Origin of the sequence: Streptomyces sp. IBSBF 2435 (assembly GCF_036815005.1) — a bacterium.
In the GTDB taxonomy this organism is placed as follows: domain Bacteria; phylum Actinomycetota; class Actinomycetes; order Streptomycetales; family Streptomycetaceae; genus Actinacidiphila.
On the sequence record NZ_JAJSYW010000124.1, the window covers coordinates 1 to 20573 of the forward strand.

Here is a 20573-nt window from a genome sequence, read left to right on the forward strand (position 1 = left end):
CCCCCGCCCCCAGAACCCCTTGAGGGCCGCGACCGACTGCGCGCCCAGCCCAGACACGGCGGCACCTTCTGACTGCCGCGAGGAACTGCGCGCGCGACCGAGTCACCGCGTCGGGCAGAGTCCCACGCCAGGCGGCACCCACCCAGGGCCGTGGGGAACTGCGCGCGCAAGCCCCGCCGGGGGCAAGGTCCGGGCACAGCCCGAGCCACCCCTCTCGATCGGCACACCCGGGCGAGGGCGCACCCCGGGCGAGGGCGCACTCCCGGCCGGTGGTCCGGCCACGCCAAGGCGAGGGTGCACCCCTCACCCCATTGCGGCGTGCCCGAACGCTTACTCCCAGGACCCCCACGCCCGCGGCCCCGCCGCGATCTCCGCGAGGTCCGCCGCCGTCAGGACCAGCCCGGCCGCCGCCGCGTTCTCGGCGGGGCGCTGGGCCGAGCGGGTGCCGGGGATCGGGACGACCCCGGGGCCCTGGGCCAGCGCCCAGGCGAGCGCGATCTGCGCCGGGGTCGCGCCGTGGCGGTGAGCCACCCGCCGCAGCCCCGCCACGATCGGCTGATTCGCCGCCATCATGTCCGCGGTGAAGCGCGGATGCCTGGCCCGCAGATCGTCCGGCTCGAAGCCCTGGCCGGGCGTGAGCGTCCCGGTGAGGAAGCCGTTGCCGAGCGGCATCGCGGCGAGGAAGCCGACGCCGTGCGCGGTGCACCACGGCAGCAGCTCGTCCAGCGCCTCCGCCGACCACACCGACAGCTCGGCCTGCACACAGCTGACCGGGAAGACCTGCTGGGCGCGCACCAGCTGGCGCAGCGTCTCCTCGTGCAGCGCCGCGCCGGTGCGCCGGTCGCCGCGGGCGCCGACCGCGCACAGGCCGAGCGCCCGCACCTTGCCGGCGGCCACGAGTTCGGCCATCGCGCCCCAGGTCTCCTCGACCGGGATCTCCGGGTCGACCCGGTGCAGCTGGTAGAGGTCGATCGTGTCGGTCTGCAGCCGCCGCAGCGACGCGTCGCAGGCGCGTTTGACGTACGACGGGCGGCCGTTGGCCACGATGTGCTGCTCACCGGCCAGCAGCCCGCACTTGGTGGCGATGAACGCGTCGCGCCGCCGCTGCTTCAGCACCCGCCCGAGCAGCAGCTCATTGGTGAACGGCCCGTACATGTCCGCGGTGTCCAGCAGCGTCGTGCCGTGGTCGAGCGCGCTGTGCACGGCCCGCAGCGATTCCTCGCCGTCCCGCCGGGAAGCCGCGTACCCCCAGCTCATCGGCATGCAGCCGAGCCCTACCGCTCCCACTGCCAGCGCTGTCGCGCCGACCGCCCTGCGCTCCACCGTGCCGCCCTCCCTGAGACGCACACTGTGCCATAGCCTCCTGACCATGACCGACATGACCCAGGACCCCGCCGCGGGCGCCCGCCCGCAGGTGTGGCTGTCCGTGCCGCCCGAGGAGATCGACGGACTGCCGGACGCGTTCGAGTACGTGTACTGGGACGGCTCCGGAGACTTCCCCGCCGATCCCGAAGCCGCAGCCTTCTACGTCGTGCCCTACATGAAGGGTCCGACGGCCGGCGCGCTCCCGCTGCCGCGCATGACCGGTGTGCGCGTCATCCAGACACTGAGCGCGGGCGTGGACAACATCGCGCCGCACCTCGGCCAGGTCGGGCCGGGCGTCCGCCTGTGCAATGCCCGCGGGGTGCACGAGGCGAGCACCGCGGAGCTGGCCCTGGCGCTCATCCTGGCCTCGCTGCGCGGCATCCCGCGCTTCGTGCGCGGCCAGGACACCGAGAAGTGGTACTCGGGCTTCTACCCGGCACTGGCCGACCGCCGGGTGCTGATCGTCGGCTACGGCTCGATAGGAGCCGCCGTCGAGGACCGGCTCGTGCCCTTCGAGTGCGAGGTGGCCCGGGTGGCGCGCAGCGCCCGCGACGCCCCCCGCGGGCCGGTGCACGCGCTGGCCGATCTGCCACGGCTGCTGCCGGCCGCCGATGTGGTGGTGCTCACCACCCCGCTGACCGAGCAGACCAGGGGGCTGGCGGGACCCGCCTTCCTGGCCGCGATGAAGGACGGCGCCCTGCTGGTGAACATGGCCAGGGGCGCGGTGGTGGACACCAGGGCGCTGCTGGTGGAGGCCGAGTCGGGCCGGCTGACCGCGGCACTGGACGTCACCGACCCGGAACCGCTGCCCGCCGGGCATCCGCTGTGGCACGCGCCCGGTGTGCTGATCAGCCCGCACGTGGGGGGCAGCACCTCCGCCTTCATGCCCCGTGCGAAGCGTTTGATCCGGTCCCAGCTGGTCAGGTTCGCAAGTGGTGAGGAGTTGGCCAACGTCGTCCAGGTGACCGGCTGACCGCGGCGAACGGCCGCCCCGAGGGCCCCGGCCGACCACCGGCTGGGATCGGATGACTGCAAAGTGTGTTCGACAACCCATGTGTGGTTACGCTCAGTAGAGGGCACCTATCCCTGAGTGACGGATCTGGTGTATCGTCCCGAAACGGGGGCGCGCCGCAGTGCCGAAGCCGGCACCTGCGGCGAGCGAACGACGAGCGAAAAAAAGGGGGCGACGGGCGATGCACGGACCGAGGCGGTTCCCGGGCAGGCGCACCCAGCGCACCGCACGACCCGACCGGCCGCTGACCGGGCGGCAGCGCGCCGCGCGCCGGCCGGTCCCGCCGCACAGGACAGCGCGGTGACCTCCACGGGGGCGGTGATCGGCGGTCAGTCCCCGCGCGACGGCAGCGCCGGTCTGCTGCCGCAGCTCATGCTCGCACTGCTCTGCGGCGGCTACACGACCGGGGCAGCGCTGGGCTGGGGCGCGGGCGATGTCGCGGCCTTCATGGGGGACTTCGGACTGTCGGCCGCCGCCGCTGCCGCCGCGGTCTCGATGCTGCTCTACGCCCGCAAGGCCGCCGCGGGCCACCGGGCCGCCTGGCTGCTGTTCTCGGCCTCCTCCGCGATGGCCGCGCTCGGCAACGGCGTCTGGGGCTGGTACGAAGTCGTGCTGCACCGCCAAGTGCCGCAGACCTCGCCCGCCGACTTCTGCTTCCTGCTGTTCGCGCCGCCCGCCGTGATCGGCCTGCTGGTGCTCGCCAAGCGGCCGGTGAGCCGGGCCGGCTGGGTGTGCCTCGGCCTGGACACCTGGCTCATCGGCGGCTCGCTGCTGACCTTGTCATGGAGCCTGGCTCTGGCCCGCGCCGCCCGTTTCGACGGCCCGAGCACCGCCAAGGTCGCGCTCTCGCTGGCCTATCCGCTGCTGGACATCGTGCTGGTCAGCATGGTCCTCGCCCTGCACTTCCGCCGCTCGGCCGGCAATCGCGCCGCCGTCAACACCGCACTGGCCGCGCTCGCGCTGACCGTGCTGTGCGACGCGCTCTTCACCTCGCCGCTGCTGCGCGAGCAGTACCACTCGGGCCAGATCCTGGACGCCGGCTGGTTCGCCGGCAGCATGCTGATGGCGTACGCCCCCTGGGTCGGCCGCCGTGAGCAGCCGCTGCTGCGCTCCGGCTCGGCCACCCGCAAGGTCACCGGGTCGCTGTCCGCGCTCGCGCCGTACCTGGCCGCCGCGGTGTGCACCCTGGGCATCCTCTACGACGTGATCACCGGCCAGAAGTGCGACAAGGTCGTGCTGCTCACCGGCAGCACCGTGGTGCTCGCACTGGTCGTCCGGCAGGGCATCATGCTGCTCGACAACATGGCGCTGACCCACGAACTGGCCCAGAAGGAGAACCACTTCCGCTCCCTGGTCCAGGGGTCGAGCGACGTCATCATGATCGCCGCCCCCACCGGAGTGCTGCGGTACGTCAGCCCCGCCTCGGCCGGTGTCTACGGGCGCGACCCCGAGGAGATGATCGGCACCGAACTGTCCGAGCACATCCACCCCGACGACCTCGGCCAGGTCGTGCACGAGGTGCGCCGCTTCCTCGCGGCGCCGCCCGGCGAGGAGCCGGCCACCAGGATCGAGTGCCGCATCAGGTCGGGGCGGCGCGGCGGACCGCACGGCGAGGACGGCTGGCTCAATGTCGAGTCCAGCGTCAACCGCTACCAGGGCGGCCTGATCTTCAACAGCCGCGACGTGACAGAACGGGTCCGCCTGCAGGCCCAGTTGCAGCACAACGCCTCACACGACCCGCTCACCGACCTGCCCAACCGGCTGCTCTTCCTGGACCGGGTGGGCAAGGCGCTCAACGGGCGGCGGGCCGGCGACGGGCGGGCCGCGGTGCTCTACGTCGACCTCGACGGCTTCAAGGCGGTCAACGACTCCATCGGCCACCAGGCGGGCGACCACCTGCTCACCCAGGCCGCCCGCCGGCTGCGGGACGCGCTGCGGACCGGCGACACCGCGGCCAGGCTGGGCGGCGACGAATTCGCCGTGCTGGTCTGCGGCACCCTCGAACACCAGATCACGGAGATCGCGGAGCGGCTGCGGGCCGCGCTGTGCGAGCCGTACCGGGTGGACGGCGGCGAGGTGCGGGTCGGCGCCAGCATCGGTATCGCCTTCGCCGAGCCCGGCACCTCGGCGGTCGAGCTGATGCGCAACGCCGACCTGGCGATGTATCGCGCCAAGCAGGCGGGCAAGGGCCGGGTCGAGCTGTACGCGCCGCAGTTGCAGGCCGACGTCGTACGCCGTACGGAGATGGCCACCCGGCTGCACCGGGCGCTGCACGACGGCGAGTTCACGCTGCTGCACCAGCCCGTGGTGGAGCTGTCCTCCGGCCGGATCACCGGCGTCGAGGCGCAGGCCCGCTGGCGGTCCGCGCAGGGCATCCTGTTCACCCCCGCCGAATTCCTGCGGGCGGCGGAGGACATCGACCGCACCTCGGAGCTGGGCAGGTGGCAGCTGGAGCAGGCCGTGGCGCAGGCGGCCCTGCGGTACGGCGCGGGGCACCGGGTGCCGGTCACCGTGAAGCTGTCCGCCCGCCGGCTGCTGCACCGCGACCTGCCGGCCGGCGCCGTCGAGGGCCTGCTGGAGCGGCACGGCCTGCCACCCGGCGGCCTGGTGGTCGAGCTGACCGGCGGCGACCCGCGGATCTCGCTGGACGAGCTGGAGCGCCGGCTGACCGAGCTGCGCCGGGCCGGGGTGCGTATCTCGCTCGGCGGCTTCGGCTCCGGCCACGCCGCGCTCAGCGCGCTGCGGGGCCTGCCGGTGGACGCGGTCAAGCTCGACAGGGGCTTCGTGGAGGGCGTGGTCGAGTCACCCCGGCTGCGCAAGATCACCCGCGGGCTGCTGCGGATCGCTGCGGACCTCGGTGTGCGGACCGCCGCCGACGGGGTGGACCGGCCGGAGCAGGTGCACGCGCTGCGCGAGCTGGGCTGCGCCCAGGGGCAGGGAATGGCCTTCTCCGGGCTGCTGGACGAGCACCGGCTGCGCGGCTCGCTGACCCGCGGCGGTTACCCCGTACCGGCGGATTCCAGCCGCTCGGGAAAGCCGGACGGCGGCCGGTCCGTACCGCAGGAGACAGCCCGGGAGCAGGTCGTACCCCGGACCGTGCAGCTGCCCTCCTGTCGCTCACATAGTGAGACCCGCGTCCCACCGGCTTGACACCCGCAAGGGGTCCGGAGGAAGGTCGTCGCCATGCGCACCCGAATTCTCGTACTTGGAAAGCGCGTCGGCTGACCGAGGCCAATCACCGCCTCGCACACGCACCGGCGCGCTCCCCTCGCTTGCCCCACGGCACGAGGGGTTTTTTGTTGCCCGGCATCCGGGCGCAAACCCCCTCACCCCCTCACCACCCTCATCTTCGAGAGAAGAGAACGCAGATGACCGAGCAGGCCACCGGGTCCCACCATCCGCAGCCGCGGACCCGAAACGCGGTCCCCGCCGCCACCGCCGAGCGCATGACGGGCGCCCAGGCGCTCATCCGCTCCCTTGAGGCCGTAGGCGCCGACACCGTGTTCGGCATCCCGGGTGGTGCGATCCTGCCGGCGTACGACCCGCTGATGGACTCAGCCAAGGTCCGGCACGTGCTGGTCAGGCACGAACAGGGCGCGGGGCACGCCGCCACCGGCTACGCGCAGGCCACCGGCCGGGTCGGGGTGTGCATGGCGACCTCGGGACCCGGCGCGACCAACCTGGTCACCCCGATCGCCGACGCCCACATGGACTCGGTGCCGCTCGTCGCCATCACCGGCCAGGTCGCCTCGAAGTCCATCGGCACCGACGCCTTCCAGGAGGCGGACATCTGCGGCATCACCATGCCGATCACCAAGCACAACTTCCTGGTCAGGGACGCGGCCGACATCCCGCGCACCATCGCCGAGGCCTTCCACATCGCCGCCACAGGGCGTCCGGGGCCGGTCCTGGTGGACATCGCCAAGGACGCGCTGCAGAACCAGATGACCTTCTCGTGGCCGCCGCAGGCCGACCTGCCCGGCTACCGCCCGGTGACCAAGCCGCACGCCAAGCAGATCCGCGAGGCCGCCCGGCTGATCAACGAGGCCCGCCGCCCGGTGCTCTACGTCGGCGGCGGTGTCATCAAGGCCCGCGCCACCGGCGAGCTGCGCATCCTCGCCGAGCTGACCGGCGCCCCGGTCACCACCACGCTGATGGCGCTCGGCGCCTTCCCCGACAGCCACCCGCAGCACGTCGGCATGCCCGGCATGCACGGCGACGTCTCCGCGGTCACCGCGCTGCAGAAGTCCGACCTGATCATCGCGCTCGGCGCCCGCTTCGACGACCGCGTCACCGGCCGCCTCGACACCTTCGCGCCGAACGCGAAGGTCGTGCACGCCGACATCGACCCGGCCGAGATCTCCAAGAACCGGATCGCCGACGTGCCGATCGTCGGCGACGCCCGCGAGGTACTCGCCGACCTGATCGTCGCCGTCCAGGCCGACCACGAGGCCGGCCACAAGGGCGACTACTCCGAGTGGTGGAACCACCTGAACTTCTGGCGGAACACCTACCCGCTCGGCTACGACGCCCCCGAGGACGGCAGCCTGTCCCCGCAGCAGGTCATCGAGCGGATCGGGCAGCTCGCCCCGGACAACACGCTGTTCGCCGCGGGCGTCGGCCAGCACCAGATGTGGGCGGCGCAGTTCATCAAGTACGAGCGGCCCGGCACCTGGTTCAACTCCGGCGGCGCCGGCACCATGGGTTACGCCGTGCCCGCCGCGATGGGCGCCAAGGCCGGTATGCCGGACGCCACCGTGTGGGCGATCGACGGCGACGGCTGCTTCCAGATGACCAACCAGGAACTGGTCACCTGCGCGCTGAACAACATCCCGATCAAGGTCGCCATCATCAACAACGGCGCCCTGGGCATGGTCCGCCAGTGGCAGCACCTCTTCTACGGCGAGCGGTTCTCCAACACGGTGCTGCACTCCGGCGCGGAGAACGTCCCGGGCTCCACCCACGGCGTCGGCTCGATCCAGAACCGCGGCACCCGCGTGCCGGACTTCGTCAAGCTGTCCGAGGCCATGGGCTGCGTCGGCCTGCGCTGCGAGTCCCCCGACGACCTGGACAAGGTCATCGCCGAGGCGAACGCCATCAACGACCGCCCGGTCGTCGTGGACTTCATCGTCCACGAGGACGCGATGGTCTGGCCGATGGTCGCGGCCGGCACCTCCAACGACGAGATCATGGCGGCGCGCGATGTCCGGCCCGACTTCAGCGACGACCTGGACGACTGATGCCCGAGCAGACAGACCGGCAAGCGCACGATGACTGACGGCGGAAGAGCGAGAAAAGGAACCACTGACATGTCCAAGCACACGCTCTCCGTCCTGGTGGAGAACAAGCCCGGCGTCCTGGCCAGGATCACCGCGCTGTTCTCCCGCCGCGGCTTCAACATCGACTCGCTCGCGGTGGGCACCACCGAGCACCCGGAGATCTCCCGGATCACCATCGTCGTCAACGTCATCGACGAGCTGCCGCTCGAACAGGTGACGAAGCAGCTCAACAAGCTGGTCAACGTGCTGAAGATCGTCGAACTCGACTCCGCGGCGGCCGTCGCACGTGAACTCGTCCTGGTGAAGGTGCGCGCCGACAACGAGTCGCGCTCCCAGATCGTGGAGATCGTCCAGCTCTTCCGCGCCAAGACCGTGGACGTCTCACCCGAGGCCGTCACGATCGAGGCCACCGGCGCCGCCGACAAGCTGGAGGCCATGCTCAAGATGCTGGAGCCGTTCGGCATCAAGGAGTTGGTCCAGTCGGGCACCATCGCCATCGGCCGCGGTGCCCGCTCCATCACCGACCGCTCGCTGCGCGCGCTCGACCGTTCGGCGTAACGCCGGCGCGCAGCACCGCTCGCCGGATCCGTATGGCGAGACCCGAAATCCCGTATCCGCCCACCCGTCGTACGGTGGGCCGCACAACCCGATCCAAGGAGAACCCGAAGTGGCCGAGCTGTTCTACGACGACGACGCCGACCTGTCCATCATCCAGGGCCGCAAGGTCGCGGTCATCGGCTACGGCAGCCAGGGCCACGCCCACGCGCTGTCGCTGCGCGACTCGGGCGTGGACGTGCGGGTCGGCCTGCACGAGGGCTCCAAGTCCAAGACGGCGGCCGAGGAGCAGGGCCTGCGGGTGCTGCCGGTGGCCGAGGCCGCCGCCGAGGCCGACGTCATCATGATCCTGGTGCCGGACCCGATCCAGGGCCGCGTCTACGAGGAGTCCATCAAGGACAACCTCAAGGACGGCGACGCGCTCTTCTTCGGCCACGGCCTGAACATCCGCTTCGGCTTCATCAAGCCGCCGGCCGGCGTGGACGTCTGCATGGTCGCCCCCAAGGGCCCGGGCCACCTGGTCCGCCGCCAGTACGAGGAGGGCCGCGGCGTGCCGTGCATCGCGGCCGTCGAGCAGGACGCCACCGGCAAGGGCTTCGAGCTCGCGCTGTCGTACGCCAAGGGCATCGGCGGCACCCGGGCCGGCGTCATCAAGACCACCTTCACCGAGGAGACCGAGACCGACCTCTTCGGCGAGCAGGCGGTCCTGTGCGGCGGCACCTCCGCCCTGGTCAAGGCCGGCTTCGAGACCCTGGTCGAGGCCGGTTACCAGCCGGAGATCGCGTACTTCGAGTGCCTGCACGAGCTCAAGCTCATCGTGGACCTGATGTACGAGGGCGGCCTGGAGAAGATGCGCTGGTCGGTCTCCGAGACCGCCGAGTGGGGCGACTACGTCACCGGCCCGCGGATCATCACCGACGCCACCAAGGCCGAGATGAAGAAGATCCTCGGCGAGATCCAGGACGGCACCTTCGCCAACGCCTGGATCGCGGAGTACAACGCCGGCCTGCCGAAGTACAACGAGTACAAGAAGGCCGACGAGAACCACCTGCTGGAGACCACCGGCCGCAAGCTCCGCAAGCTGATGAGCTGGGTCGACGAGGAGGCGTAAGCCCCCCGGCGGACCCGCGCCGCGCCCCCGGTCGCGTCGCTTCGTACGAAGGCCTGACCGCCATCTGGTACGGACTTTGTACGAAGCGACGCAACCCCTCCGGGTGATCCTTCCATTTCGGCGAAGGCGCCGATTCGGCCCGCCGATAGACTCGCTGTAACAAGCGCGTTCAGGCTCACAGCGTCGTGCGTCTTCCACGCGGCATGCCATTCCCGCCTCTTGGAGCGGTCGAACGGGACCGGCCGCCCATGAAGGACAAGTGAGGACCACGTGAGCCAGAAGCCTGTCGTACTCATCGCAGAAGAGCTGTCGCCCGCCACGGTGGACGCGCTCGGGCCGGACTTCGAGATCCGGCACTGCAACGGCGCGGACCGAGCCGAACTGCTGTCCGCGATCACCGATGTCGACGCCATTTTGATCCGCAGCGCCACGAAGGTGGACGCGGAGGCCGTCGCCGCCGCGGCGAAACTGCGGGTCGTCGCCCGCGCCGGTGTCGGCCTCGACAACGTCGACGTCTCCGCCGCCACCAAGGCCGGCGTGATGGTCGTCAACGCGCCGACGTCCAACATCGTCACCGCCGCCGAGCTGGCCTGCGGTCTGCTGATCGCCACCGCCCGCAACATCGCGCCGGCCAACTCGGCGCTCAAGAACGGCGAGTGGAAGCGCAACAAGTACACCGGCGTCGAGCTGAGCGAGAAGACCCTCGGTGTGGTGGGCCTGGGCCGGATCGGCGTCCTGGTCGCGCAGCGGATGTCCGCCTTCGGGATGAACATCGTCGCCTACGACCCCTACGTGCAGCCCGCGCGGGCCGCCCAGATGGGCGTCAAGCTGCTGACCCTCGACGAGCTCCTCGAAGAGTCCGACTTCATCACCGTCCACCTGCCCAAGACCCCCGAGACGCTGGGTCTGATCGGTGACGAGGCGCTGCACAAGGTCAAGCCCTCGGTGCGGATCGTCAACGCCGCGCGCGGCGGGATCGTGGACGAGGAGGCGCTGGCCTCGGCGCTCAAGGAGGGCCGGGTGGCCGGCGCGGGCCTGGACGTCTACGCCAAGGAGCCCTGCACCGACTCGCCGCTCTTCCAGTTCGACAACGTGGTGGCGACCCCGCACCTGGGCGCGTCCACCGACGAGGCGCAGGAGAAGGCCGGTATCGCGGTCGCCAGGTCGGTCCGCCTCGCGCTGGCCGGCGAGCTGGTCCCCGACGCGGTCAACGTCCAGGGCGGCGTCATCGCCGAGGACGTCAAGCCCGCGCTGCCGCTCGCCGAGAAGCTCGGCCGGATCTTCACCGCACTGGCCGGCGAGGTCGCCGCCCGACTCGACGTCGAGGTCTGCGGCGAGGTCACCCAGCACGACGTGAAGATCCTCGAACTGAGCGCGCTCAAGGGCGTCTTCGAGGACGTCGTAGACGAGACGGTGTCGTACGTGAACGCGCCGCTGTTCGCCCAGGAGCGCGGTGTCGAGGTCCGGCTGACCACCAGCTCGGAGTCGCCCAACCACCGCAATGTGGTGACGGTCCGCGGCACGCTCGCCGACGGCACCGAGGTGTCGGTCTCCGGCACGCTGGCCGGCCCCAAGCACGTCCAGAAGGTCGTCGCCGTCGGCGACGAGGACGTGGACCTGGTGCTCGCCGACCACATGGCCTTCCTGCGCTACACCGACCGCCCCGGCATCGTCGGCACCATCGGCCGGATCCTCGGCGAGGTCGACGTCAACATCGCCGGCATGCAGGTCGCCCGGGCCGCCGCGGGCGGCGACGCGCTGGTCGCCCTCACCGTGGACTCCAGCATCCCGGCGGGCGTGCTGACCGACATCGCCGACGAGATCGGCGCCACCTCGGCGCGCGCGGTCAACTTGACCGACTGACCCGTATACGCAACCAGGCCGGCGCCGCTCCCCGCCCGGGGGGCGGCGCCGGCCCGCGTCAGAGCCTGGCCGCCTTGAGCGCCATGTGGAGCAGCAGCCGGGCCTCGCCGTCCGCCATGTCCAGGCCGGTCAGCTGCTCGATGCGGGACAGCCGGTAGTAGAGGGTCTGCCGGTGGATGGCCAGGGCGGTGGCCGTGCGTCCCGCCTGGCCCGCGTGGTCGAGGAAGACCTCGGCGGTGTGCGCCAGCTCCTCGTGCGCCGGGGTGAGCAGCGGGGCGACCGCCGGATCGGGCGGTACGTCGGCGGGCAGCGCGGTCAGCAGCCGGTAGGGGCCGAGGTTGGACCACTTCGCGATCGGGCCGAGCATCGGCTGGGCGTGCGCGGCCCTGGCCGCCGAGGTCGCCTCCCGCCAGGCCCCCGGCAGCTCGGCCAGCGAGCCGCGGGCCGCGCTCAGCCCGGCCACCATCCCGTCCGCGCCGACCGCGTCGAGCAGCCGGGCCGCCGCCGTACGCGCCGGGGCCAGCACCTGCCGCGACCGCAGCCGTACGAGCAGCGCGACCAGCTCGCCGCGGCGCCGCTCCGGCACCCGCGCCAGCGCGGCGGCCGACGGGATCGTCCGCAGGCCGGGCAGCGCGCCCGCCGACTCCCGGTCCGGCGCGCGCACGCACACCAGCGCGTGCGGCTCGTCCGCGTCCTGGTCGAGCGCCATGCGCAGCGCGTCCTCCGCGGTGTCCCGGTCGGTCCTGGCGGTCGCGGTCAGCAGCGCCCGCAGCGCCCGGCCGGTCTCGGCGCCGGCCCTGGACATCGCCGCCAGCCGCTCGCCGATCCTGGCGGCCACCGCCATGGCGGCGCCGAGCTGCGCGGGGGAGTGCTCGGCCTCGTCGAGCAGCCAGACGTACCCGTAGACGAAGCCGGCGTGCCGCACCGGCAGGCACAGCCGGCCGCGCACCACCCCCGCGTCCGGGGCGGCCGGGATGCGGACCGGCGCTGTCGCGCGGGCGATGCCGAACCGCTCGAACCAGGCGCGCACCTCGACGGTGGACTGCCGGGTCAGGATGGAGCGGGTGCGGACCGGGTCCATGGACTCGTCGTCGCTGTCATGCACCCCGAAGGCGATCAGCCGGAAGTCCCGGTCCTCCAGCGTCGCGGGGGCGCCGAGCAGCGCCGACACCTCGTCCACCAGGTCCTGGAAGTCACCGTAGTCCCCATACTCAGCACGCACCCCACCATTCTCCCTCATACATCTGTATGAGGGAGAGCGGGCCAACCCGTGACAGGTGTCGCTGGTCCAGCGGGTAGGCGAATCCTAGATTCGCAGCGTCGGCCCCGACAATTGTCCCGCCCCCGCCCTGGAGGACCCCGTGTTCGGTCCCGTGTTGCTCGCCGCCTCGCGCAGCGACCGTATGCGCCGCGTCGTCGCCGCCGCGCCCGTCACCCGTCCGGTGGTCGACCGCTTCGTCGCGGGCGACGCGCTGCACCCGGCCATGGACACGGTCCGCGGGCTGACCGCGAGCGGCCTGGACGTCACCTTGGACCACCTCGGCGAGGACGTCACCGACCGGGCCACCGCCCGGGCCACCCGGGACGCGTACCTTCGGCTGCTGGAGACGCTGGGCGACGACCGGCTCGGCGCCCGCGCCGAGGTCTCCGTCAAGCTGTCCGCCTTCGGCCAGGCGCTGCCCGACGGCGGCCACGATGTCGCGCTGGCCAATGTCACCGAGGTGGCGGAACTGGCCTCCGGCATCGGCACCACGGTGACCCTCGACATGGAGGACCACACCACCGTCGACTCCACGCTCGCGATCCTCGCCGAGCTGCGCAAGGAGCACCCGCAGACCGGCGCGGTCCTGCAGTCCTACCTCTTCCGCACCGAGGACGACGCCCGCGCGCTGGCTGTGGCCGGCTCACGGGTACGGCTGGTCAAGGGCGCGTACAACGAGCCGGCCGGGGTCGCGTTCCAGAGCAGGAAGGACGTCGACAAGGCCTACGTCCGCGCCCTGCGTACCCTCTTCGCCGGCGAGGGCTACCCCATGGTCGGCTCGCACGACCCGCGCATCATCGCCATCGCCCAGGAGCTGGCCGCCCGCCACCACCGCCAGGCCGGCAGCTACGAATTCCAGATGCTCTACGGCATCCGCACCGCGGAACAGCGACGGCTCGCGGACGAGGGGGAACGTATGCGGATCTACGTCCCCTACGGCGCAGACTGGTACGGCTACTTCATGCGGCGCCTCGCCGAGCGTCCCGCCAACCTCGCCTTCTTCCTGCGCTCCTTCGTCCCCGCCGGCCGCTGACGCCCCCGACACCCACCAGGAGACACGCTTCATGGACGCCGTGACCCAGGTTCCCGCGCCGGTCAACGAGCCGGTGCACACATACGCCCCAGGCAGCCCCGAGCGGGCCCGGCTCGAAGCGAAGCTCAAGGAGCTGGCCGGCAATCCCGCCGACCTGCCGATGTTCATCGGCGGTGAGCAGCGGATGGGCGGCGGGGAGCGTGCCGACGTCGTCCAGCCGCACAACCACGGAGCCGTCCTCGGCACGTACGCCAACGCCACCGTCCGGGACGCGCAGGACGCCGTCGACGCGGCCCTGGCCGCCGCGCCCGCCTGGCGCGCGATGTCCTTCGACGACCGGGCCGCGATCATCCTGCGCGCCGCCGAACTGCTCGCCGGGCCATGGCGCGAGACGCTGGTCGCCTCCACCATGCTCGGCCAGTCCAAGACCGTGCAGCAGGCCGAGATCGACAGTCCCTGCGAGCTGGTCGACTTCTGGCGCTTCAACGTCCACTTCGCCCGGCAGATCCTGGCCGAGCAGCCGGCGGCCAACGCCCCCGGGGTGTGGAACCGGCTCGACCACCGCCCGCTCGAAGGCTTCGTCTACGCGATCACGCCGTTCAACTTCACCGCCATCGCGGGCAACCTGCCGACCGCGCCCGCGCTGATGGGCAACGTGGTGGTGTGGAAGCCGTCGCCCACCCAGACGCACTCGGCCGTGCTGCTGATGCGGCTGCTGCGCGAGGCTGGGCTGCCCGACGGGGTGATCAACCTGGTCACCGGCGACGGCCTGGCCGTCTCCGAGGTCGCGCTGCCGCACCCGGAGCTGGCCGGCATCCACTTCACCGGCTCGACCAGGACCTTCCAGCAGCTGTGGCGCACGGTCGGCGAGAACATCGAGCGCTACCGCTCCTACCCGCGGATCGTCGGCGAGACCGGCGGCAAGGACTTCGTCGTCGCCCACCCCTCGGCCGACCCGGCGGTGCTCAAGACCGCGCTGACCCGCGGCTCCTTCGAGTACCAGGGCCAGAAGTGCTCGGCCTCCTCGCGCGCCTACATCCCGCGCTCGATCTGGGACGCCGGTTTCAAGGAGGACTTCGCCGCCGAGGTCGACGGCATCACCATGGGCGACGTCACCGACCTGTCCAACTTCAGCGGCGCCCTGATCGACGAGCGGGCCTTCGCCAAGAACAAGGCCGCCATCGACCGCGCCAAGGCAGACCCGAGCGTCGAGGTCGTCGCGGGCGGTACGTACGACGACTCGGTCGGCTGGTTCGTCCGCCCGACCGTGCTGGTCTCCACCGACCCGGACAACGAGATCTTCCGGCAGGAGTACTTCGGCCCGCTGCTCGGGGTGCACGTCTACGAGGACGCCGACTTCGAGGCGATGCTCACCCAGATGGAGTCGGTCTCGGACTACGCGCTGACCGGCGCGGTCATTGCGCGGGACCGGGCCGCGGCGGCCCATGTGATGGAGCGGCTGCGCTTCGCGGCGGGCAACTTCTACATCAACGACAAGTCCACCGGCGCGGTCGTCGGCCAGCAGCCCTTCGGCGGCGGCCGGGCGTCGGGCACCAACGACAAGGCGGGCGCCGCGCAGAACCTCCAGCGCTGGACCTCCACCCGGTCGATCAAGGAGACCCTGGTGCCGGCCACCGACTACCGCTACCCGCACCAGGGCTGACCTGGGCACGCCGGGACGACCCGGGAGAATCACCCGCTCGCGGCCCCCGGCGGCCGCGGGCGGGTGATCGTCTGTCTCAGATAGTAGGAAGTCCGAGTAATTGTGGCGACAGGACGACCGGACTGGCCTAGCGTTGTAGGGAGCCGAACGTCCCGCCTCATCCGGCGAGCGGCGGATGCGCGTCCTGAGCAGTTGTCGAGCGGGTCACCCCCGCCGCCAGGACCCCCGCCCCGTTCCGCGGCAGCACCGCATTCGCCCGCATCCCCGGCTTCCGCCTGCTTTCCCCCCAGGAGTTGATCCCCATGGACGACACCGCACGCCAGAATGCCCAGCGCGCCCTGCAGCGCAGCCTCGACCGCCGCGACAACGGCGGCAGTACCGGCCACGAACGGCGCTGACCCCGCGCCGCGGGTGAGCCGCCGCCGCTCTGCGGCGGACGCCGTGTCCGGCATGCGGACATGCGATGTCACCCGCTGGGATGGGGAGTACGGTGCCGGACATGTCTCGAAGCCTCAGCCTCGCAGTGATCCCCGGTGACGGAATCGGCCAGGAAGTCGTCGCGGAAGGGCTCAAGGTCCTCTCCGCCGTCCTCCCGCAGGACGTCAAGCTGGAGACCCGGGAGTTCGACTTCGGCGCGAAGCGCTACCACGCCACCGGGCAGACCCTCACCGACGAGGACCTCGACCGGCTCAAGGAGCACGACGCGATCCTGCTGGGCGCCATCGGCGACCCCTCGGTGCCGTCCGGCGTCCTGGAGCGCGGCTTCCTACTGAAGCTGCGCTTCGCCTTCGACCACCATGTGAACCTGCGCCCGAGCAAGCTCTACCCGGGCGTCGGCACGCCGCTCGCGGGCAGCCCCGAGATCGACTTCGTGGTCGTCCGCGAGGGCACCGAAGGCCCCTACACCGGCAACGGCGGGGTGATCAGGTCCGGCACCCCGCAGGAGGTCGCCACCGAGGTCAGCCTCAACACCGCCTTCGGCATCGAGCGGGTCGTGCGCGACGCGTACGTGCGCGCGCAGGGCCGCCCGCGCAAGAAGCTCACCCTGGTGCACAAGAACAACGTGCTGGTGCACGCCGGCCACCTGTGGACCCGCATCTTCGAGGCGGTCGGCCGGGAGTTCCCCGCGGTCAGCACCGACTACCTGCACGTCGACGCGGCGACCATCTTCCTGGTCACCCAGCCCGAGCGCTTCGACGTGATCGTCACCGACAACCTCTTCGGCGACATCATCACCGATCTCGCCGCCGCCGTCTCCGGCGGTATCGGCGTCGCGGCCAGCGGCAACATCAACCCGGGCCGTGAATTCCCCTCGATGTTCGAGCCGGTCCACGGATCGGCCCCGGACATCGCCGGCCAGTCCAAGGCCGACCCGACCGCGACCGTCCTGTCCGTGGCGCTGCTGCTGCGGCACCTGGGCTACGACGCCGAGGCCGACCGTATCGACACCGCCGTGCAGGCCGACCTCGCCGAGCGCGCGGACGGGCCGGTACGGTCCACGGTCGGGATCGGCGACGCGCTGGCCGCCCGCGTCTCCGGCTGACCGGCCACCAGAGGTAGGTACCCGGCCCCGCCGCTGCGATAATCGACAGAGGCGGGGCCGCGGTATGGCGGGAAAGTCGGACGTCCTATCAGTGCGGACGGCCCACGTCGGCAGCGAGAGAACGAGACACGGTGAAGGACACACACATGACGACGCCCACAATCGAGCTGAAGCCGTCCGCCCACGCGCTGTCCGCCACCGAGCGCGACGCGATCCTGGCCGCCCCGGGCTTCGGCCGGTCCTTCACCGATCACATGGTCACCATCAAGTGGACCGAGGGCCGCGGCTGGCACGACGCGCAGCTGGTCCCGTACGCGCCGCTGTCGATCGACCCGGCCAACATGACGCTGCACTACGCGCAGACCATCTTCGAGGGCCTCAAGGCCTACCGGCAGCCCGACGGCGGTGTCGCGACCTTCCGGCCCGAGGCCAACGCCGAGCGCTTCCGGGCCTCCGCGCGGCGGCTGGCGATGCCCGAGCTGCCCGTGGAGACCTTCGTCGAGGCCTGCGACGTGCTGGTCAGGCAGGACAAGGCATGGGTGCCCACCGAGGGCGAGGCGTCGCTCTACCTGCGGCCCTTCATGATCGCCACCGAGGTCGGCCTCGGAGTGCGCCCGGCCAACGAATACCTCTTCCTGGTGATCGCCTCCCCGGCCGGCGCCTACTTCTCCGGCGGTGTCCAGCCCGTCTCGGTCTGGCTGTCCGAGGAGTACGTGCGCGCCGCGCCCGGCGGCACCGGCGCGGCCAAGACCGGCGGCAATTACGCCGCCTCCCTCGTCGCCCAGGCCCAGGCCATCGAGCACGGCTGCGACCAGGTGGTCTGGCTGGACGCGATCGAGCGCCGCTGGATCGAGGAGATGGGCGGGATGAACCTGTACTTCGTGTACGGCAACAGAATCGTCACTCCTGAGCTGTCCGGCTCGCTGCTCCCGGGCATCACCCGCGACTCGCTGCTGTCCATCGCCGCCGACCTCGGCTACGAGGTGGCCGAGGGCCGGATCAGCGTCGAGGACTGGCGCCGCCAGCACGAGGACGGCACCCTCACGGAGGTGTTCGCCTGCGGCACCGCCGCGGTGATCACCCCGGTGGGCTCGGTGAAGTCGACCCGGGCAGCCTGGCCGGTGGCCGACGGCGCCCCCGGGCCGGTCACGATGCGGCTGCGTGCGGCGCTCCTCGACATCCAGACGGGGCGCGCCCCCGATCCCCACGCCTGGATGCACCCCCTGGGCGCCTAGCGCCCCCGCGGGGAGGCGGGAGCGGGCTCGGCCCGGATGGTGAGATCACACGCCGCCCGGGCCGACCGTGTGCAAGACTGACCGCGTGCTCTCGTACGCCGTCATTATTGGCAGCAGGCACGCCGGTCCGCAGTGACGCTCCTCTGACCCCAGTGGAACGTCACCGTGTCCCAGACCCGCGTGCAGACCTCTCGCATCCGCGAGAGGTTTTTTCGTTTCCCGGACCACCCGCGCCGGAGGCGGAACCGCACGAGGGATGATGGGGGCAAGTGGAGCTGGACCCTCCGGATGCCAGCGCATCCGGCGGCAACCCACTCACCCGACAGGAGTTACGACAGCCATGACCGCCGAACCGGACGACAGCTTCCATGTCTTCGACACGACGCTGCGCGACGGCGCCCAGCGTGAGGGGATCAACCTCACCGTCGCCGACAAGCTGACGATCGCCCGGCACCTGGACGACTTCGGGGTGGGATTCATCGAGGGCGGCTGGCCGGGAGCCAACCCCCGCGACACCGAGTTCTTCGCCCGTGCCGTCAAGGAGCTGGACCTCAAGCACGCCACCCTGGTCGCGTTCGGCGCGACCCGCAGGCCGGGCGCCAAGGCCGCCGACGACCCCCAGGTCACGGCGCTGCTCGACTCGGGCGCCCCGGTGATCACCCTGGTCGCCAAGTCGCACGACCGCCACGTCGAACTGGCGCTGCGCACCACGCTGGAGGAGAACCTGGCGATGGTCGCCGACACCGTCTCGCACCTGGTCGCCCAGGGGCGCCGGGTGTTCGTGGACTGCGAGCACTTCTTCGACGGCTACAAGGCCAACGCCGCCTACGCCACCCAGGTCGTACGGGCCGCGCACGAGGCGGGCGCGTCCGTCGTGGTGCTGTGCGACACCAACGGCGGGATGCTGCCCGCCCAGGTGCAGGCCGTGACCGGCCTGGTGCTCGCCGACACCGGCGCCCGGCTCGGCATCCACGCCCAGGACGACACCGGCTGCGCGGTCGCCAACACCCTGGCCGCCGTGGACGCGGGCGCCACCCATGTGCAGTGCACCGCCAACGGCTACGGCGAGCGGGTCGGCAACTCCAACCTCTTCCCGGTGGTCGCCGCGCTGGAGCTCAAGCACGGCCGCCGGGTGCTGCCCGAGGGCGCACTCGGCGAGATGACCAGGATCTCGCACGCCATCGCCGAGGTCGTCAACCTGCCGCCGTCCACGCACCAGCCGTACGTGGGAGTGTCCGCCTTCGCGCACAAGGCGGGCCTGCACGCCTCCGCCATCAAGGTCGACCCCGACCTCTACCAGCACATCGACCCCGAGCGGGTCGGCAACACCATGCGGATGCTGGTCTCCGACATGGCCGGCCGCGCCTCGATCGAACTCAAGGGCCGCGAGCTGGGCATCGATCTCGGCGAGGACCGCGAGCTGGTCGGCCGGGTGGTGGCGCGAGTCAAGGAGCGCGAGCTGAAGGGGTACACGTACGAGGCCGCCGACGCGTCGTTCGCGCTGCTGCTGCGGGCCGAGATCAACGGCAGGCCGCAGCGCTACTTCCGTACCGAGTCCTGGCGGGTCATCACCGAGGACCGCCCGGACGGTACGCACGCCAACGAGGCGACGGTGAAGATGTGGGCGAAGGGCGAGCGGATCGTCGCCACCGCCGAGGGCAACGGCCCGGTCAACGCGCTGGACCGGGCGCTGCTCAGCGCGCTGGAGCAGATCTACCCCAAGCTCGCCGAATTCGCCCTGGTCGACTACAAGGTCCGCATCCTGGAAGGCACCTCGGGCACCGACTCGACGACCCGGGTGCTGATCACCACTACCGACGGCGAGACCGAGTGGTCCACGGTGGGGGTCGCGGACAACGTGATCGCCGCGTCATGGCAGGCACTTGACGACGCCTACACGTACGGGCTGCTGCGGGCGGGGCTCGACCCGCAGGAGTAGCCGCGTTCGCATACCGGTCGTCCGGCGGGAAATCCCCCGCCGGACGGCCGGTCTGTCATGTCCATTAGCGAAACATCTTGGCGACGCGCGTAGACCTCGGGCACACTCCTCCTGCGCCACCTGCACCACGCCCACCCCAGCGGAACCAGCAGGAGGAAATCGCATGCGACTGCGTATCCGTACCGTGACGAGCGTTCTCACCCTCGTCGGCACCGCTCTGTTCGCACCCGGTGTCGGCCTGGCCGCGTCCACCGACGCCTTCGCCGTCACCAAGCTCACCCACGCCCAGGCGACGAGCATGTTCAGCGCCGCGGGCATCACCTGGTCGTCGTCCGGCGGGTGTTCCAACCGCAACGTGTCGACCTGCACGTCCTTCGACCAGCTCAACCAGGCCACCGCCCAGGGCGCGGTCACCCTCAAGCACTCCAGCGGCTGCGCCCTCAACATCACCGGCGGCACCGAGACCGGCCACGCCAGCGGCACCTACTCGCACTGGAACGGCTACAAGCTCGACTTCGGCAAGAACACCTGCCTGACGAACTACGTCCACAACTCCTTCACCTACATCGGCCTGCGCGGTGACGGATACCCGCAGTACCAGGCCGCGTCCGGCAACATCTACGCCGACGAGGGCAGCCACTGGGACGCCCTGTACTACAGCTGCGGCTGCTGACCCGCCACAACGGGCGGGGCCGCACCCCCGCGGCCCCGCCC

14 protein-coding genes are annotated in these 20573 nt (G+C 71.4%); 12 read left to right on the plus strand and 2 right to left on the minus strand.

Going from position 1 to position 20573, the window contains the following annotated elements; all coding sequences use genetic code 11:
- Positions 1–330: 330 nt before the first annotated feature.
- Positions 331–1323: an aldo/keto reductase gene (locus tag V7E46_RS22505; RefSeq protein ID WP_333770120.1), complete on the minus strand. Its 993-nt coding sequence runs from the start codon at positions 1321–1323 to the stop codon at positions 331–333.
- 55 nt (positions 1324–1378) lie between these two features.
- On the opposite strand from V7E46_RS22505, the gene V7E46_RS22510 reads away from it, so the two are divergent.
- The 6 genes from V7E46_RS22510 to serA all read left to right on the plus strand — a co-directional run bounded on the left by V7E46_RS22510 (position 1379) and on the right by serA (position 11185).
- Positions 1379–2338 carry a 2-hydroxyacid dehydrogenase gene (locus V7E46_RS22510; protein WP_333770122.1) on the plus strand — a complete coding sequence of 320 codons (960 nt, stop codon included), beginning with the start codon at positions 1379–1381 and terminating at the stop codon, positions 2336–2338.
- A gap of 339 nt (positions 2339–2677) precedes the next feature.
- Positions 2678–5527, plus strand: a complete 2850-nt coding sequence (locus V7E46_RS22515; RefSeq protein ID WP_443054306.1) for a putative bifunctional diguanylate cyclase/phosphodiesterase — start codon at positions 2678–2680, stop codon at positions 5525–5527.
- A 218-nt stretch (positions 5528–5745) separates the two neighbouring features.
- Positions 5746–7617, plus strand: a complete 1872-nt coding sequence (locus V7E46_RS22520; RefSeq protein WP_333770112.1) for an acetolactate synthase large subunit — start codon at positions 5746–5748, stop codon at positions 7615–7617.
- Positions 7618–7686: 69 nt separating this feature from the next.
- On the plus strand, positions 7687–8214 hold the full coding sequence (gene ilvN, locus V7E46_RS22525) for an acetolactate synthase small subunit (RefSeq protein WP_329174323.1): 528 nt from the start codon (positions 7687–7689) through the stop codon (positions 8212–8214).
- A gap of 109 nt (positions 8215–8323) precedes the next feature.
- Entirely contained in the window at positions 8324–9322 is a 999-nt protein-coding gene (gene ilvC / locus V7E46_RS22530) for a ketol-acid reductoisomerase (RefSeq protein WP_333770113.1), read from the plus strand.
- A 270-nt stretch (positions 9323–9592) separates the two neighbouring features.
- Entirely contained in the window at positions 9593–11185 is a 1593-nt protein-coding gene (serA, locus tag V7E46_RS22535) for a phosphoglycerate dehydrogenase (RefSeq protein WP_329174320.1), read from the plus strand.
- Positions 11186–11243: 58 nt separating this feature from the next.
- Here the strand turns inward: serA and V7E46_RS22540 are convergent, their stop codons facing one another.
- Positions 11244–12425, minus strand: coding sequence for a PucR family transcriptional regulator (locus V7E46_RS22540; RefSeq protein ID WP_329174318.1), 1182 nt, complete (start codon positions 12423–12425; stop codon positions 11244–11246).
- Positions 12426–12546: 121 nt separating this feature from the next.
- Between V7E46_RS22540 and V7E46_RS22545 the strand changes: the two genes are divergently transcribed.
- The 6 genes from V7E46_RS22545 to V7E46_RS22570 all read left to right on the plus strand — a co-directional run bounded on the left by V7E46_RS22545 (position 12547) and on the right by V7E46_RS22570 (position 20532).
- Positions 12547–13479, plus strand: a complete 933-nt coding sequence (locus V7E46_RS22545; RefSeq protein WP_333770115.1) for a proline dehydrogenase family protein — start codon at positions 12547–12549, stop codon at positions 13477–13479.
- A gap of 31 nt (positions 13480–13510) precedes the next feature.
- Positions 13511–15142, plus strand: a complete 1632-nt coding sequence (pruA, locus tag V7E46_RS22550; protein ID WP_333770116.1) for an L-glutamate gamma-semialdehyde dehydrogenase — start codon at positions 13511–13513, stop codon at positions 15140–15142.
- Positions 15143–15641: 499 nt separating this feature from the next.
- Positions 15642–16685: a 3-isopropylmalate dehydrogenase gene (locus V7E46_RS22555; protein WP_333770117.1), complete on the plus strand. Its 1044-nt coding sequence runs from the start codon at positions 15642–15644 to the stop codon at positions 16683–16685.
- Between the two features lie 146 nt (positions 16686–16831).
- The gene (locus tag V7E46_RS22560; protein WP_333770118.1) at positions 16832–17920 is read left to right on the plus strand and encodes a branched-chain amino acid aminotransferase; all 1089 of its coding nucleotides are present in this window, start codon (positions 16832–16834) and stop codon (positions 17918–17920) included.
- Between the two features lie 340 nt (positions 17921–18260).
- Positions 18261–19859, plus strand: a complete 1599-nt coding sequence (gene cimA, locus V7E46_RS22565; protein ID WP_333770119.1) for a citramalate synthase — start codon at positions 18261–18263, stop codon at positions 19857–19859.
- A 163-nt stretch (positions 19860–20022) separates the two neighbouring features.
- Positions 20023–20532 carry a hypothetical protein gene (locus V7E46_RS22570; protein ID WP_329174306.1) on the plus strand — a complete coding sequence of 170 codons (510 nt, stop codon included), beginning with the start codon at positions 20023–20025 and terminating at the stop codon, positions 20530–20532.
- The last annotated feature ends 41 nt before the right edge of the window (positions 20533–20573 follow it).